The sequence below is a fragment of the Streptomyces lasalocidi genome (assembly GCF_005280215.1).
Taxonomy (GTDB): Bacteria; Actinomycetota; Actinomycetes; order Streptomycetales; family Streptomycetaceae; genus Streptomyces; species Streptomyces longwoodensis.
Genome location: NZ_SZNQ01000001.1, coordinates 3,362,781 through 3,378,704 on the forward strand (window position 1 = coordinate 3,362,781; position 15,924 = coordinate 3,378,704).

At 72.5% G+C, this 15,924-nt stretch carries 14 protein-coding genes and 1 tRNA gene; 4 read left to right on the plus strand and 11 right to left on the minus strand.

Annotated features, from left to right (window positions below; all coding sequences use genetic code 11):
• Window positions 1-122: 122 nt before the first annotated feature.
• From pfkB to E4U91_RS14890, 3 genes are all read right to left on the minus strand, one after another.
• A complete protein-coding gene (pfkB, locus tag E4U91_RS14880) occupies window positions 123-1,070 on the minus strand; it encodes a 1-phosphofructokinase (RefSeq protein WP_137307310.1) in 948 nt (315 codons plus the stop codon).
• On the minus strand, window positions 1,067-1,828 hold the full coding sequence (locus tag E4U91_RS14885; RefSeq protein WP_137307311.1) for a DeoR/GlpR family DNA-binding transcription regulator: 762 nt from the start codon (window positions 1,826-1,828) through the stop codon (window positions 1,067-1,069). The genes pfkB and E4U91_RS14885 overlap by 4 nt, the downstream gene beginning before the upstream one ends.
• A 183-nt stretch (window positions 1,829-2,011) precedes the next feature.
• Window positions 2,012-3,601, minus strand: coding sequence for an MFS transporter (locus tag E4U91_RS14890; RefSeq protein ID WP_422070899.1), 1,590 nt, complete (start codon window positions 3,599-3,601; stop codon window positions 2,012-2,014).
• Window positions 3,602-3,663: 62 nt separating this feature from the next.
• Between E4U91_RS14890 and E4U91_RS14895 the strand changes: the two genes are divergently transcribed.
• Window positions 3,664-4,650, plus strand: coding sequence for a helix-turn-helix transcriptional regulator (locus E4U91_RS14895; RefSeq protein WP_137307312.1), 987 nt, complete (start codon window positions 3,664-3,666; stop codon window positions 4,648-4,650).
• 87 nt (window positions 4,651-4,737) lie between these two features.
• On the opposite strand, the gene E4U91_RS14900 is transcribed toward E4U91_RS14895, so the two are convergent.
• The 3 genes from E4U91_RS14900 to E4U91_RS14910 all read right to left on the minus strand — a co-directional run bounded on the left by E4U91_RS14900 (window position 4,738) and on the right by E4U91_RS14910 (window position 8,034).
• On the minus strand, window positions 4,738-5,427 hold the full coding sequence (locus tag E4U91_RS14900; protein WP_422070937.1) for a TetR/AcrR family transcriptional regulator: 690 nt from the start codon (window positions 5,425-5,427) through the stop codon (window positions 4,738-4,740).
• A gap of 394 nt (window positions 5,428-5,821) precedes the next feature.
• Window positions 5,822-6,820: a sigma-70 family RNA polymerase sigma factor gene (locus E4U91_RS14905; RefSeq protein ID WP_137307314.1), complete on the minus strand. Its 999-nt coding sequence runs from the start codon at window positions 6,818-6,820 to the stop codon at window positions 5,822-5,824.
• 446 nt (window positions 6,821-7,266) lie between these two features.
• Window positions 7,267-8,034 (minus strand): dioxygenase family protein, encoded by a 768-nt coding sequence (locus tag E4U91_RS14910; RefSeq protein ID WP_137310826.1) that lies wholly within the window; start codon window positions 8,032-8,034, stop codon window positions 7,267-7,269.
• A gap of 142 nt (window positions 8,035-8,176) precedes the next feature.
• Here E4U91_RS14910 and E4U91_RS14915 point away from each other — a divergent pair, with 142 nt between their 5' ends.
• Window positions 8,177-8,686 (plus strand): MarR family winged helix-turn-helix transcriptional regulator, encoded by a 510-nt coding sequence (locus tag E4U91_RS14915; protein WP_137307315.1) that lies wholly within the window; start codon window positions 8,177-8,179, stop codon window positions 8,684-8,686.
• 128 nt (window positions 8,687-8,814) lie between these two features.
• On the opposite strand, the gene E4U91_RS14920 is transcribed toward E4U91_RS14915, so the two are convergent.
• Complete coding sequence (locus E4U91_RS14920) at window positions 8,815-10,359, minus strand: MFS transporter (RefSeq protein ID WP_137307316.1); 1,545 nt, start codon at window positions 10,357-10,359, stop codon at window positions 8,815-8,817.
• A gap of 176 nt (window positions 10,360-10,535) precedes the next feature.
• The gene (locus E4U91_RS14925) at window positions 10,536-11,180 is read right to left on the minus strand and encodes a TetR/AcrR family transcriptional regulator (protein WP_241678584.1); all 645 of its coding nucleotides are present in this window, start codon (window positions 11,178-11,180) and stop codon (window positions 10,536-10,538) included.
• 337 nt (window positions 11,181-11,517) lie between these two features.
• Between E4U91_RS14925 and E4U91_RS14930 the strand changes: the two genes are divergently transcribed.
• Together E4U91_RS14930 and E4U91_RS14935 are read left to right on the plus strand one after the other, a co-directional pair.
• Window positions 11,518-12,819: a M6 family metalloprotease domain-containing protein gene (locus tag E4U91_RS14930; protein ID WP_137307318.1), complete on the plus strand. Its 1,302-nt coding sequence runs from the start codon at window positions 11,518-11,520 to the stop codon at window positions 12,817-12,819.
• Between the two features lie 147 nt (window positions 12,820-12,966).
• Window positions 12,967-13,042: transfer RNA gene (locus E4U91_RS14935), tRNA-Arg, on the plus strand.
• 76 nt (window positions 13,043-13,118) lie between these two features.
• Here E4U91_RS14935 and E4U91_RS14940 read toward each other — a convergent pair.
• Genes E4U91_RS14940 through repSA form a run of 3 tightly spaced genes read right to left on the minus strand, consistent with a single transcriptional unit; the run spans window position 13,119 to window position 15,879 of the window.
• Window positions 13,119-14,273: a tyrosine-type recombinase/integrase gene (locus tag E4U91_RS14940; protein WP_137307319.1), complete on the minus strand. Its 1,155-nt coding sequence runs from the start codon at window positions 14,271-14,273 to the stop codon at window positions 13,119-13,121.
• Window positions 14,273-14,461 (minus strand): helix-turn-helix domain-containing protein, encoded by a 189-nt coding sequence (locus E4U91_RS14945; RefSeq protein WP_137307320.1) that lies wholly within the window; start codon window positions 14,459-14,461, stop codon window positions 14,273-14,275. The genes E4U91_RS14940 and E4U91_RS14945 overlap by 1 nt, the downstream gene beginning before the upstream one ends.
• Complete coding sequence (repSA, locus tag E4U91_RS14950) at window positions 14,458-15,879, minus strand: replication initiator protein RepSA (RefSeq protein ID WP_137307321.1); 1,422 nt, start codon at window positions 15,877-15,879, stop codon at window positions 14,458-14,460. Before repSA ends, E4U91_RS14945 begins: the two co-directional genes overlap by 4 nt.
• Window positions 15,880-15,924: the final 45 nt, after the last annotated feature.

Here is a 15,924-nt window from a genome sequence, read left to right on the forward strand (position 1 = left end):
GGAGCCTCGCCGCTCGGGCACCGCAGGACGGAAGGACGCGGGGGCCGTCGGGACCGCAGGAGCCGTTGGAGTCGCCGTCGGGGCCGTAGGAGCCGCCGTCGAAGCCGTCAGAACCGTCGGCGTCATGACACCCGCTCCGTCAGCTCGCGGCCGACCGGGACCTCCGCCGTGACCGTCACCGCGGCCGGGTCGAGGTCGGCCGGGGTCGGCATCACGCTGCCGGGCAGCTGGACGGCGGCCGCGCCGTGCGCGACGGCCGAGGCCAGGGCCTCGGGGCCGCTGCCGCCGGCGACGAGGAAACCGGCGAGGGAGGAGTCGCCCGCGCCGACGTTGCTGCGCACGGTCCCCACGCGCGCGGTGGCGAACCAGGTTCCGCCGTCCTCCACCAGCAGCTGGCCGTCCGCACCCAGGCTGGCGAGAACGGCGCGCGCGCCCATGCCGCGCAGTTCCTCGGCCGCCTTGACCGCGTCGCCCACGGTCGTCAGGGGGCGCCCGACGGCCTGCGCGAGCTCCTCGGCGTTGGGCTTCACCACGTCGGGCGCCGCGCGCAGCGCCTCCAGCAGCGCGGGCCCCGAGGTGTCGAGGGCGATGCGTGCGCCCGAGGCGTGCGCCCGGGTGACGACGTCGGCGTACCAGGAGGGGGCGAGGCCGCGCGGGAGGCTGCCGCAGCAGGCGATCCACGCGGCGTCGCGGGACTGCTCGCGCACGGTCTCGAGCAGCAGTTCCTGCTCGGCGGCGGACAGTTCCGGGCCCGGCGCGTTGATCTTGGTGAGGACGCCGTCGGACTCGGCGAGCGCGATGTTGGACCGGGTGGCGCCGGCCACCGGCACCGGCGCGACCTCGATGCCCTGCGCGTCGAGCAGGTCGGCGACGAGGGCGCCCGGCGCACCGCCCAGGGGCAGGACGGCGACCGTGCGCCGGCCGGCGGCGGCGACGGCGCGGGAGACGTTCACGCCCTTGCCGCCCGGGTCCATGCGCTCGCCCGACGCGCGGATGACCTCGCCGCGGTCGAGGGAGGGGACCTCGTAGGTGCGGTCCAGGGACGGGTTCGGGGTGACGGTGAGGATCATGCGCGCACTACTTCCGTGCCGCCGCGCTCGATCGCGGCCGCGTCGTCGGGGCTCAGCCCGCTGTCAGTGATCAACAGGTCCACGTCGCCCAGGCCACCGAAGCGGGCGAAGTGCTCCTGGCCGTGCTTGGCGGAGTCGGCGAGGAGGACGACCCGGCGGGCGGCGGCCATCGCGGCGCGCTTGACCGCGGCCTCGGCGAGGTCGGGGGTGGTCAGCCCGTGCTCGACGGAGAAGCCGTTGGCGGCGACGAACAGCACGTCGGCGCGGATCTCGCCGTACGCCCGCAACGCCCAGGCGTCCACGGCGGCGCGCGTACGGTGCCGGACGCGCCCCCCGATCAGGTGGAGCTGCATCCCCGGGTGGTCCGCGAGGCGGGCCGCGATGGGCAGGGAGTGCGTGACGACGGTGAGGTCGGCCTCCAGCGGCAGGGCGGCGGCGAGGCGGGCGACCGTCGTACCGGCGTCGAGGATCATCGTGCCCTCGGCCGGCAGCTCGGCGAGGGCCGCCTTGGCGATGCGGTCCTTCTCGTCGGCGGCGGTGCCCTCGCGCTCGGCGAGGTCCGGTTCGAAGTCGAGGCGTCCGGCCGGGATGGCCCCGCCGTGCACGCGGCGGACCAGGCCGGCGCGGTCCAGGGCCTTCAGGTCCCGGCGGATGGTCTCCGCGGTCACCTGGAACTCCTCCGCCAGCGAGAGCACGTCCACCCGGCCGCCGTCGCGCGCGAGCCGCAGGATCTCCTGCTGCCGCTCCGGTGCGTACATGTCCGTTCGCCTCCGCGTCATGCCCGAACGTGTGGTTTCGCCGCGAGGTTACGCCCGGACGTCGTGAAAGTAAACAGGTCCGGACCCGGTTCGGACACAAACGGGCAGAGGCCCAGGCGCTCGGACGCCAAGAACGGGCCCGGCACCCCCTGAGGGAGTGCCGGGCCCGGGAGAGCGAGGGGCTCAGGGCACCAGCGCGTGCGCCGCCGGCTCCCCGTCCCGCTCCCCGTCCCGCTCCTCGTCGTGCTCCCCCGCCGCGGACGGCGCCGGGGCATCGGCCCCCTCGACGTGCTGGGCCGGACGCCGGGGCAGGGCGAACATCAGCAGGAAGATCGTGCCCATCACCACGGCCACCCAGACCAGCGCGTGCTGGAAGGCGTTCACGAAGGCCGGGCCGACCCGGTCCGGGGTGAGGTGGTCCGAGATCTGCCCGAAGAAGACGACGGACACCAGGCCGAGGCCGAGCGCGTTGCCCATCTGCTGCACGGTGTTGATCAGCCCGGACGCCGAACCGGCGTGCTCGCGCGGCACCCCGGAGAGGATCGCGTCCGTCAGCGGGGCCACGATCAGGCCCATGCCGAGGCCCATCACGACCAGCGGGAGCGCCATCTGCCAGGGGGCGATGCCGAGGCCGTAGCGGTCGGACTCCGCGATGTAGAGCAGCACGCCGACGGCCATCGTCAGGGCGCCCGCCTGGAGGACCTTGCGGCCGAAGCGCGGGACCAGCTGCTGCACGGACAGCCCGGCCGCCACCGACACGGCGATGGAGAACGGCACGCCCGTCAGGCCGGCGCGCAGCGGGCTCCAGCCCAGCCCGATCTGCATGTACAGCGTCCAGACCAGGAAGAACACGCCGAGCGCGACACCGAAGACGGTCTGCACGGCGATGCCCGCGGCGAAGGACTTCACCCGGAACAGGGACAGCTCGATCAGCGGGGAGCCGTCGCGGGCGGCCTTGCGCCGCTCATAGGCGACCAGCACGCCGAACACCACGAGCGCGCCGGCCATCGACCCGTACCCCCACAGCGGCCAGCCCAGCTCACGGCCGCGGGTCAGCGGGTAGAGCAGCATCAGCAGGCCGAGGCTGACCAGGGCGACCCCGACCAGGTCGAGCTTGAGGGCGTGCGGGGCACGCGACTCGGTGATGAAGCGGCGGCCGAGGAGCAGGGCCGCGACGCCGACCGGCAGGTTGATCAGGAAGATCGGGCGCCATTCGAGGCCGAAGAGGTTCCACTCGGTGAGCAGGGCGCCGAGCAGCGGGCCCGACACCGCGCCGAGTCCGACGATCGCGCCGAACAGCCCGAACACCTTGCCGCGCTCGTGCGCCGGGAAGGTGGCGTGCACGATCGACAGCACCTGCGGGACCATCATCGCCGCCATCGCGCCCTGCAGGATGCGGGAGGCGACCAGCATCTCCGGGTTCACGGCGAAGCCGCACAGGGCGGAGGCGACGGTGAACCCGGCGATGCCGAGCAGGAACAGCCGCTTGCGGCCGTGGATGTCGCCGAGCCGCCCGCCGGTGATCAGTCCCGCGGCGAAGGCGAGCGCGTAGCCGGCGGTGATCCACTGGATCTGGCTGAAGGAGGCGCCGGCGTCGCGCTGGATCGACGGGATGGCGATGTTGACGATCGTGACGTCGACGAGGTCCATGAAGGCCGCCGTCATCACGATGGCCAGCGCGAACCATCGCCTGCGGTCGGGAGGCGCCGCGCCGGTCGGTCCGTCGGATCGGGTGCTGGTCCGGGTGCCCGGGGTGGTCTCGTTCGAGGTCATGCCGTCACCGTAGGACCGCAATAGGTCAGGTCGTGTCCTATTGCTGCGGCATCCTCGGACGCATGACGACGGACACCCCGGCCCGGCTCCTCCAGCTCCTGTCCCTCCTGCAGACGCCCCGCGAGTGGCCCGGCGGCGAGCTCGCCGACCGGCTCGGGGTGTCCCGGCGCACGGTCCGCCGGGACATCGACCGGCTGCGCGAACTCGGCTATCCGGTGCAGGCCACCCAGGGCGCCGACGGCGGCTACCGGCTGGTCGCGGGCAAGGCCATGCCGCCGCTCGTGCTCGACGACGAGGAGGCGGTGGCGATCGCGGTGGGCCTGCGCGCGGGCGCCGGGCACGCCCTGGAGGGCGTGGACGAGGCGTCGGTGCGGGCGCTGGCAAAGCTGGAGCAGGTGCTGCCCGCGCGGCTGCGCCACCGGGTGAGCACGCTCCAGGCCGCCACCACCCCGCTGACCCACGGTGACGGGGCGCGCATCGCGCCGGAGACGCTGACCGTGATGGCGTCGGCGGTGGCCGGCCGGGAGCGGCTGCGGTTCGGGTACTGCGCCAAGGACGGCACCGAGTCGCGCCGCCTGACCGAGCCCTACCGGCTCGTCTCGACCGGCCGCCGCTGGTACCTGGTCGCCTACGACCTCGGGCGCGAGGACTGGCGGACGTTCCGGGTGGACCGGGTGCGCGAGCCGTTCGCCACGGGGGCCCGGTTCGCACCGCGCGAGCTGCCGGAGGGGGACGCGGCGGAGTACCTGCGGCGGTCGATCCGGCGGGGGCACGAGGGCGGGGAGTACGCGTTCGACGTGCTCTTCGAGGCGGACGCGGAGTTCGTCGCCGCCCGGCTGCCGGCCTGGCTGGGCCGTCCGGAGCCCGAGCCGGGGGCCGATGACGGTGAGCCGCGGCGGTGCCGGGTGCGCGGGACGACCGGCGACCCCGTGCAGTGGCTGGCGGTACGGCTGCTGATGGTCGGCTGCGACTTCCGGGTGCGCGCCCCCGAGGACCTGGTGGCGTCGGTCCGGGAACTGGGCGTACGGCTCACCCGCGCGGCCGGCTGACCCGGACGCGGGATCGGCCCGCCGGGTACCGGACGGCGCTGGATACCGGGCGGTCGCACCGGAGCCCGGGGATCTGTCCCACCCCTATCAGGACCCGGCCACCCCGTCCCAGAACCCCCGCAGCCCCCGCAGGTTGGCCAGCGCCAGCTCCGCCGGACCCTCCGGTCCCGTCGGTGCCGCCGTGCCCTGGGCCCACGTCTCCACCGCCACCCGTACGGCCGCTCCGGCCACCGCCGCCGCGAAGCGCAGGTCGGGTGCGGCAACGTTGTCGCGGTGCAGCCGGGCGGCGAGGATCTCGGCCAGGGCGCCCTCGGAGGTGAGGCAGACCTCCGCCCAGATCTTGCCCAGGGCGGGGTGGCCGGTGGCCAGGCGGATCAGGGTGCGCACCCATTCCCAGGAGGCCGTGGAGACACCGGCGCCGGGGGTCAGCGTGTGCCGCACCCCGTGTTCCAGCGCCTCGGCGACGGACAGGTGGGCCGGTGCCTCGCGGACCGCCTCGGCCCAGCGCTCGGCACCCGCCGCGTAGAGCGGTGCGACGGCCTCCTCCTTGGAGGCGAAGTACCGGTAGAAGGTGCGCGGTGCGATGCCGGCCGCCTGGGCGATGTCCTCGGCGCGGGTGGTGCGCAGCCCCTGGGTCACGAAGAGGCGGGCCGCCGCCCTCGCGATCTCCCACCGGGTCTCGGCCTTGCGCCGTTCCGTGAGGGACGCGGGGGAGGGCGAAGAAGACGAAGAGGACGAGGCGGAGGGGGTTCTGCGCGGTGCGGGGGTGGAGCTGATCACGTCGGCAGGCTATGCCGCTGTGGCACAATCTGCCACCGGCGGGCCACCCCGGGGTTCAGGTACGGGGTGCCCCGCCTTTCCAGCGTGGTGCCCGCCCGTCGGATGAGGGGCGGCACAGGAGGAGCCGGCTCCGGCGCCCGGGGGGACAGGCGCCGGAGGCCGGCTCTGGGAGAGTCCCGGCGCCGGGGGGGGATTGCGTCGGGACGTGGTCGTGGGTGGCCGCTGGGGTCGCTCCGGGAAGTGAGCTCCAGGGTTCTGTGCTCGAACTCCCGTGCTCAACAGGGTTGTTCCCCGCCTCGCCGGGTTGAAGCGACGGTCCCCCGCCATGTTTGCGCGGGCTTCGGCCACCCGGCGTACGCCGGACGGCCGGGTCCCGCGCCGGTCACGCCGCCTACGCCGCCGCTTCGAAGCCGGTGTCGCGGGCGAGCTTCTTCAGCTCCAGCAGGGCGTGCTTCTCGATCTGGCGGATGCGCTCACGGGTCAGGCCGTGCTCCTTGCCGACCTCGGTCAGCGTGCGCTCGCGGCCGTCGTCGATGCCGTAGCGCATCTTGATGATGGACGCGGTGCGCGGGTCGAGGCGGTCGATCAGGCCGTCCAGCTCCTCGCTGCGCAGCAGGGTCAGCACCGACTGCTCCGGGGAGACCGCGCTGGTGTCCTCCAGCAGGTCGCCGAACTGGGTCTCGCCCTCGTCGTCCACCGACATGTTCAGCGAGACCGGGTCGCGGGCCCAGTCGAGGACGTCGGTCACGCGCTCCGGCGTCGAGCCGAGCTCGGCGGCGATCTCGGCGGGCTCGGGGTCCCGGCCGTTCTCGCGGTTGAACTCGCGCTGCACGCGGCGGATGCGGCCCAGCTCCTCCACGAGGTGGACGGGCAGGCGGATGGTGCGGGACTGGTCGGCTATCGACCGGGTGATCGCCTGGCGGATCCACCAGGTGGCGTACGTCGAGAACTTGAAGCCCTTGCGGTAGTCGAACTTCTCGACCGCGCGCACCAGACCGGCGTTGCCCTCCTGGATCAGGTCGAGCAGGGGCAGGCCGCTGCGCGGGTAGCGCCGGGCGACCGCCACGACCAGGCGGAGGTTGGAGCGGATGAAGACGTCCTTGGCCCGTTCACCCGCGGCGACCAGGGCCTCCAGCTCCTCCCGGGAGGCGTCGGCCCGCGACTCCTCGAAGCCGTCCAGGACCTGCTGCGCGAACACACCCGCCTCGATGATCTGCGACAGCTCGACCTCCCTGGCGGCGTCGAGCAGCGGTGTGCGCGCGATCTCGTCGAGGTACATGCCGACCAGATCGCGGTCGGCGATTTCGCCGCCGGTGGCGCGAACACTGCTTGCCGCGTCGGCCGTCTCGCCGGTGGCGGACTGACGACGGGCGACGGCACGGGTTGCCATGCGTGCTCCCTTGCGATGGTGGGTCAGCGGGTGGTCCTTCGGCTGCCGGCCACGGGACCACTCCCTTGCGGGACTGGGTCCGGTCCTCTGGGGGGACTCTCCACGGGTGCCCGGCTTCCGACGGATACAACGACTGGAAACAGGACAGAATTCCCCTCGCGTCCCCCGGATCGCGTGATCATGCAGTATCCTGCCCGGCCACACGAGGCGGCGGACCGCCGCCGGAACCGACAAGGGTGCAGGTCAGGGCGGGATCGAGGGGACCTCGACACCCTCACGGACCTCATCGACCACATCGCCCGTGAGACGCCCATCACATTCGACGCCGTCGTCGTCACCCTTGGGGAGCACCGCCCGTGGCCGCTCACCGCCCGTGGCCGCCCTCCCACCGTGAAGACGGGCGGCACCGCCCGATGGTTGCCACGGGGCCCCGCACCATCACTCGTTCAGCCGAACTGCACCGACCGCTTCGCCATTCCCAGCCAGAACCCGTCGATCACGGACTTCTGCGCGTCGAGTTCGCCGTCGGCCTCCGCCGCGCCCATGGTCACGAACAGCGGGGCGAAGTGCTCGGTGCGCGGGTGGGCGTACCGGCCGGCCGGGGCCTTGTTCAGGAAGTCGAGGAGCGCGTCCCAGTCCCGGGTCTCCAGTGCGCGCCGCCCCCAGTCGTCGAACTCGGAGGACCAGCTGGGCACCCCGGCGCCGGTGTGGCGCAGCGCGGCGAGGTTGTGGGTGAAGAAGCCGGAGCCGACGATCAGCACGCCCTCGTCGCGCAGCGGGGCGAGGCGGCGGCCGATCTCCATGAGCCGCACCGGGTCGAGGGTCGGCATGGACACCTGGAGCACGGGGACGTCGGCCCGCGGGAACATCTCGACCAGGGGGACGTAGGCGCCGTGGTCGAGGCCCCGGTCGGGGATGTCCTGCACGGGGGTGCCGGGGGCGCGCAGCAGCTTGCGGACGGACTCGGCGAGCTCCGGCGCGCCGGGGGCCGGGTAGGTCACCCGGTAGTAGTGCTCCGGGAAGCCCCAGAAGTCGTACACCAGGGGGACGGTCTCGACCGCGCCCAGCGCGAGGGGGGCCTCCTCCCAGTGGGCGGAGACGATGAGGACGGCCTTCGGGTGGGGCAGCGCGGCGGACCAGGCGGCGAGCTCGTCGGGCCAGACCGGGTCGTCGGCGAGCGGCGGGGCGCCGTGACTGAGGTACAGGGCGGGCATGCGCTCCCGCGGGGCGGCGGCGGTCATGGCGGCGGCTCCCTCACACTCGGGACGTTTGCTTAAAACTTCAAGCACTAGCGGAGTGCCCACCCTACGACCTCTTTGTTCAAGTTTCAAGGACAGGCGCCGTACGATGGAAAGCATGAACACGGCATCCGCACCCGCCGACGAGCCGCAGTGGCTCACCGCCGAGGAACAGCGCGTCTGGCGCGCCTACCTGCACGCCACCACCCTGCTCGAGGACCACCTCGACCGACAGCTCCAGCGCGACGCGGGCATGCCCCACATCTACTACGGCCTGCTGGTCGGCCTCGCCGAGGCACCGCACCGCCGGCTGCGCATGACCGAGCTGGCCATGCAGGCGAAGATCACCCGCTCCCGGCTCTCGCACGCCGTCGCCCGCCTGGAGAAGAACGGCTGGGTGCGCCGGGAGGACTGCCCCTCGGACAAGCGCGGCCAGTTCGCCGTGCTGACCGACGCGGGCCTGGAGGTGCTGCGCCGCACCGCGCCGGGCCACGTCACCGCCGTGCGCCAGGCGCTGTTCGACCGGCTGACCCCGGAACAGCAGAAGTCCCTCGGCGAGATCATGCAGATCGTCGCCGAGGGACTCCAGCCGAACGAAGCGGGTGCGGACCTGCCCTGGCTCCGCTGACCGCCTGAGCGGCGGCGCGGGGCCAGGGCAGGGCTTCCCCCAGGGGGTGGACGGACGGGGCGTCCCCTTCCCCGCCGTACACCGGGACGGAACCGGAGGGGTACCTCTGGCAGCCGGGGCTCAGCCGGTCAGTGGGCCACCACCGGCACCGCGATCTCGTCCGCGACCCCGTCGCCCGAGCCCGAACCGGCGATCGGTCCCATGTTCGGACGGCCGGCGTTGATGAGCGTCACGGCGATCGCGGCGGCCGCGACCAGGATGCCGACGGCGAACCAGATGGCGCTGGTGTAGCCGTGCACCATGCCCTCCAGCTGGACCAGCTGCTGCTGCGGCCGGGACCCGGCGGAGGCGATGTGGTCCTTGATGTACGACGTCGTCGCGGACGCGGCGATCGTGTTCAGCAGCGCCGTACCGATGGCACCGCCCACCTGCTGCGAGGTGTTGACCATCGCGGAGGCGACACCGGCGTCCCGCGGCTCGACGCCCAGGGTGGCCAGGGACATCGCCGGCATGAACGCCGTACCCATGCCGAGGCCCAGCAGGATCATCGCGGGCAGCAGCACGGCCGCGTACGAGGAGCCGATCTCCAGGCGCGTCAGCAGCAGCATGCCGAGCGCGGCGACCAGGAAGCCCGGGCCCATCAGCAGCCGCGGCGCGACCCGGGTCATCAGCCGGGTGCCGATCTGGGTGGAACCGGTGATCATGCCCGCGATCATCGGCAGGAACGCGAAGCCGGTCTTCACGGGCGTGTAGCCCTTGACGACCTGCAGGTAGTAGGTGAGGAAGAGGAACAGGCCGAACATCGCGATGATCGCGAGGCCGAGCGAGAGGTAGACACCGCCGCGGTTGCGCTCGGTGACCACGCGCAGCGGCAGCAGCGGGGCCTTCACCCTCGCCTCGACCAGCACGAAGGTGAGCAGCAGCACGCCGGACGCGACGAACATGCCGATGGTCAGCGAGTCGCTCCAGCCCTCGGACTCGGCGCGGGTGAAGCCGTAGACCAGGGCCACCAGACCCAGGGTGGACAGCAGCACGCCGGGGATGTCGAGCGGGTTGCGGTTGCGGCCGCCCTCCGGCTCACGGATGACGAAGTACGCGCCGAGCGCGGCGACGATGGCGAACGGGATGTTCACGAAGAACGTCCAGCGCCAGTCCAGGTACTCGGTGAGGAAGCCGCCGAGGATCAGGCCGACGGCGCCGCCGCCACCGGCGATCGCACCGTAGATGCCGAACGCCTTGGCGCGCTCCTTGGCGTCGGTGAACATCACGGCCAGCAGCGACAGCGCGGCCGGGGCGAGCAGCGCGCCGAACACGCCCTGCAGGGCGCGGGCGCCGAACATCATGGCCTCGTTGGCGGCGGCACCGCCGAGCGCGGAGGCCAGGGCGAAGCCGGCCAGGCCGGTGACGAAGGCGCGCTTGCGGCCCCAGAGGTCCGCTATGCGGCCGCCGAACAGGAGCAGACCGCCGAAGGCGAGCGCGTAGGCCGTCACGACCCACTGCCGGTTGCCGTCGGAGATGCCCAGGTCCTGCTGTGCGGAGGGCAGGGCGATGTTCACGATGGTGGCGTCGAGGACGACCATCAGCTGGGCGAGCGCGATGAACGCGAGCGCCTTCCAGCGGTTGGCGTCGCCCTCTCGGGCGGCGCCGGGAGCCTTCACGGCTGTTTCAGACATGGGGGTACCCACTTCGGGACTTCGGGACGTCGAAAAACGTTGGTCGGAACAGGACGTCGGAACGAAACGTCGGAACGGTGGAATCGAAGGAACGACGAAGAAAGAAGGAGAGAGCAGGAAAGATCAGGTCTGGCAGGAGCAGGTCTGGGAGGGAGCAGGTCTCGTGCCGGGTCGGGTCAGGCCTGCCGGAGGTCCTCCAGGGTGACGGGCGTTCCCGGCAGGGCGGAGGGGGCCGGGGCCCGCAGTCCGTCCAGGAACAGCTGGAGATGGCGGTGGACGAACCGGTCCACGTTCAGGCACCCCGTCCCCGCCGGCGGGCGGCTGAGCTGGGCCACCGCGACCATCAGGTCACCGGGCCCGACGTCCTCGCGGAGCTGTCCGGCCCGCCGGGCCCGCTCCATGAGCTGCTCGATCAGCTGCTCGACGCGGACCCGGGAGGCCTCCAGGTCGGGGTGGTTGACGTCGAAGGTGCTGGAGATCATCGGGCACAGCGCGGCGACTCGCTCGTCCGCGGACACGTGCACGAAGCGCTCCAGCGCCTCGAAGGCGTCCCCCGTCTCCTCGAGCGCCTGCCGGGCCGCCTGCGCCGTACGGTCCATGACCTGGCAGACGACCTCGCGCACCAGCGCGTCGCGGTCGGGGAAGTTGCGGTACACCGTGGCGTTGCCGACGCCGGCCCGGCGGGCGACCTCGTCGAGCGGGACGTAGGGCCCGAACTCGACGAACATCTCGCGGGCGGCGGTGACGATGCGCTCCCGGTTGCGCAGGGCATCGGCGCGCGGCCGGGGCGCCTTGCGCTGGACGGGGGCGGTGGTCGTCACGGTGCACTCCTTGGTCGTAGGGGTCCTGCGGTCTGTGTGAGGCCGGATGACCTCGATGGTGCTGCTGCCCCGGCGATCCGGGGAAGCTGTCCCCGTTTCGCTCGGACACATGGCTAAACGGGGAAGGGGTCCCCGGTTATTTCCCGTTCGGGGACTTTTTTCGAATGTGATGCGCGTCACTCCACGGGTGGTGTGGTGAGGGCTGCCCCGTGCGCACCACATACCGCCCGGTAACCCACGATCGGCCCCTCCAGCGCGCGTCCCGGCGTGTCGCGGCACAGGGTGATCGCAGGGGTGCAGCCGGTGACGGTGGCTGCCGGGAGCGAAGGGCACCTGCATGCAGCCGCAGCCGAGCAGCCGCCGCATACGCTCCCGGCGTGCCGCCGCGCTCGCCTCGGTGACGCTGCTGACGCTGGCGGTCAGCACCGCCGCGGGCTCCGGCCGGCCGCCCACCGCGGGGCCCTCCGGCGCGGGCGCGGGCCCGGCGGTCTCCCCCGCCCGCGCCACCACCCTCGCCCCCTGCATGATCGCGGGCGGCTCGGCCGTCCAGATGTCCGAGGGCGTCCCCACGCCCGGCGGCTACGCCCGCTCCACCGGCCGCGTGCGCGCCCTCAGCCTGATGATCGACTTCTCGGACGCGCCGGGCCAGGGGAACGCGCTGAACCGCTTCCACGAGTTCTTCCCGCAGACCCGGGAATGGTTCCGCACGGCGTCGTACGGCCGCCTCGACTACGTCCCCGAGACACCGGTCCGCCACTGGCTGCGCATGCCGAAGCCGTTCCGCGCGTACGGCATAGAACGCGGCGCGCCCTTCGAGCCGGGGTACCGGCAGCTGGTCCAGGACATCGTGGCCGCCGCGGACGGCGAGGTCGACTTCGCGTCGTACGACCTGCTGAACGTCCTGGTCACCCCCAACGCCGGCCCCTCCGCGCTGGACACGGTCCTGTCGGTGACGTTCGCCGGCAACGCGGACGCCCCCACCGCCGACGGGGTCCCGGTGGCGAACGCGTCCTTCGTCTACTCCCGTCAGGACGACGGCTCCGGCTCGTACGACAAGACCGGCTACCGCGTGCTGCCCCACGAGAACGGGCACGTCTTCGGGCTGCCCGACCTCTACACCCAGGAGGGCGGCGGCTCGGTCGGCCACTGGGACATCATGAGCGAGGACTGGGGGGCCGACAACGACCTGCTCGGCTGGCACAAGTGGAAGCTGGGCTGGCTGGACGACTCCCAGATCGCCTGCGCGGCGCACCCCGGGACGAGCGAGTACCGACTGACCCCGCTCGCGGTGACCGGCGGCCCGAAGCTGGTGTTCGTCCCGCTGAGCGCCCGCAGCGGCTACGCGGTGGAGGTGCGCACCCACGCCGGCAACGACGAGGCGGTGTGCCGCCCGGGCGTCCTCATCTACCGCGTCGACGCGGACGTCGACACCGGCATGGGCCCGGTCACCGTGTACGACGCCCATCGGGACAGCGGCGGCTGCACCCGCAGCCCGAACGTCCACGCGGAGCTGTCGGACGCGCCGTTCGTCCCCGGCGAGACCTTCAAGGACCCGAAGGCGAAGGTGCGGATCGTGGTGGAGGGGGTGTACGGGGACGGGGATTACCGGGTGCGGGTGATCCGGGGTGGGGGGAGGTGAGGGGGCGAGCGAGCGGGACGGGGTGCCCCCGCTCCCCTGTCCTGACGGCGCCCCTGACTGCCTGCCGACCGCGCCGGCCTCACCCCTGCCTCCCCCATTGATCCGGTACTCTGTGGGCGTCACGCCCACACGCGCGACGCCGCCTTCGCCTTCGTAGCTCAGGGGATAGAGCACCGCTCTCCTAAAGCGGGTGTCGCAGGTTCGAATCCTGCCGGGGGCACCAGGTCAAAGGGCCCTCACATACGGATCTCCGTATGTGAGGGCCCTTTGACATCTACTTCTGACATCAACGGCGACGGTCACTGACGACCGGGGCGCCTCTTCCGCAGCAGCCGGTCCATGTGGCTCATGGCCTCGCGCTGTGTGTCCTGTACGACGTGCGTGTACACGTCCATGGTGATGCTGATCTGCGAGTGGCCCAGGATCTCCATCACGACGCGGGGCGCGACTCCGGCCGCCGTGAGGAGAGTGGCGGTGCCGTGGCGGGCGTCGTGCAGCCGGATGACGCGGAGGCCGGCGGACTCGGCGACACGGGTGAAGGAGCGGTACAGGTTGCGCGGCTCGACGGGGCGACCGGTGCGGGTCGCGAAGACGTAGTCGGAGGCCTGCCACTTCTCCCCCGCCTTGACGCGGGCGTCAGCCTGCCGCAGACGGTGCCACCGAAGGGGCGCGATGCACAGGGCAGGCAGCGGGACGACTCGGCGACGGCGGCTCTTGGGGTCGTCGTCGTAGAGGACGCCACGGCGCCGCTGGACTTGGTGACGGACGTAGAGGACGCGGTTGTCGAGGTCGAGGTCCGACCACCGGAGACCGACGATCTCACCCCGACGGAGGCCCATGGCGATGGCGAGGACGAAGGCCGCGTAGAGCGGATCTTTGCGAGAGGCCGCGAGGAAGTCGAGCGTCTCGTCGAGGGTCCAGGGGTGCAGCTCGGGCGTGTCCGTTCGGGGCGGCTCGACGAGCTTGGCGACGTTGCGCGTGATTAGTTCCTCGCGACAGGCGGAGGTCAGCGCCGAGCGCAGAACCCGGTGCGATTCCTTGGCGGTTGCGGCGGTCGTCTCCTTCTCCAGACGCACGAGGAAGCGGCGGACGTCGGCGACGCCGAGGGATTCGAGCCGCTTGGAGCCGAGGAGCGGCACCAGGTAGAGCCGGACATGCGCCTCGTACTTGTCGAAGGTGCTGAGCTTGCGCCGGGGCTTGATGACGTTGTCCAGCCAGTACGGCAGCCACTCGGAGAGCTTGGCCGACTTGGTGGGCACGGGCACGCCCTGGTCGACCTTGTCGAGCAGCTCCCGGCGCTTGGTGTCGCACTCGGCCCACGTCTTGCCGTAGGCGAACTTGCGGGCACGGCTGCCGTCCGGCTGGAGCACGTAGACCGCGCAGTGAAAGCGGCCGTCCTTGCGCTTGGTGATGGTGCCGGCGCCGTTCGGGTTGCGCTTGCGCTGACCGGCCATCAGGCAGCCTCCTCGATCTGGCCGAGGACGAAGTCCGTGACGGCGTGAGCAGGGATGCGGCGGGCGCCGTCGATCTTGATGGAGGCGAGGCGGTGCGATCGGATGAGGTCGTAGACCTTGGAACGCCCGAGCTTGAGCCGGGCCATGACCTCCGGCACGGTCAGGAGTTCGGCGGTGGCGGTGGTCATGCTGCGGTTCCCTCCTCGGTGAAGCTGTCACGCAGGGCGTCGCGGGCAGTCTCGCGGTTGGTCTGGAGGCCGCGGGCGATGGTGGCGGCGAGGGCGGCTTCGCCCGGGGTGTGGCCGTGGCCGGTGTACTGCCAGTCGGTCAGGACGAGGACGGTGTCCGGTTCGCGGTCGTCGAGGCCGAGGACGGACGCCTCTTGAGCGGCGCGGAAGTCGGCGCGTTCCTGGCGAAGGGCGCCGAGGGTGGTGGAGTAGGCGCGCGACTTGGACGAGAAGTGGCCGCGGAAGCCGAGCATGTGCGCCCAGGCCCAGAGGCGTCGGTCCGGGTACAGGGCGTCGAGGTCACGGCAGGCGGTGATGAGCCGCCGGGTGTGGTCGGGGACGCCGTGGCGGTCGAGTTCGGCGAGTTCGCCGATGCGGCGGTCCAAGGTGCCGGTGTTCTCGGCGGCTTTGGTGGCGTACTTGGCGACGTAGGAGGCGACGGCCTGTTCGGTGATGTCGGAGCCGTCCCCGAAGGCCTTGACCGGGCGGACGTCGAGCTGTCGGCCCCAGCGGAACGTCCGGGCGGGCTGGTCGTCGGCAGCCGGGACGGAGACCGAGGTGTAGGAGTGCGCGGCGGCGGCCCGGATGGCGTCCGTGAGCACGTCGACCGTGGCCCAGACGGGCGGCGGGGTGCCGGGTCCGTCGGGGCCGTCGAGGCGTACGACGGCGTGGAAGTGCAGGGCCCCGCGCTTCTGGAACTCGGCCACCTTGCCGTACGAGACGCGCAGGTGGTCGGCGAGTTCCCGGCGGGCCAGGTCGCCGCGGGCGGCGAGTTCGCGGCGGAGCCGGGTGGTGAAGCGCTGCCAGAGCTGTCCGGCGTGGTTGTTGAACAGGACGGCGCCCGCGTAGTCGTAGGCGTCCGGGTCGAGGGCGGTGCCCAGCTCCGGGGCGTCGGACGCGTGCCGGTCGCCGCAGCGGCAGGGGCCGCCGTGATCGGGCCGGTTGTGGACCGGGCCGAACGAGGGGGCCGTGAGGGTGACGAAGACGCGCGGGTGATCGCGGACGGTGGCGGGGATGTCGCGGCGGTCGTCCCCGGCGAGGCCGGCGCGGATCAGGTGGTGGGTGTCGCCCGCGTAGGTCCAGGCGCAGGACGGGCAGCGGGAGGCCCGGCGGTTGCCGCAGGCGAGGCGGAGGCGTCCGCCCGGCTCGTTCTCGGTGGAGTAGTGGTGCAGCGTCTCGCCGGTGGTCTTGTCCTTGGTGAGGGTCCAGCCGGTCAGGTGGATCGGGTCGGAGCAGCCGCCGGTACGGCGGACCTGGTCCTCCCAGCGGGCGTAGTCGGAGGCCGAGGCCACCCGGAGGACGTCTCCGAGGGTGATCGGGTCGAGCAAGTGGGCGGACGTGGTCACCTTCGGTGCCGCGGGAGAGGCCCGGTGGGCCATGCTGAGGGTTCCTTTCGGTTGCGAGATCGATCGGTGGGGACGGCT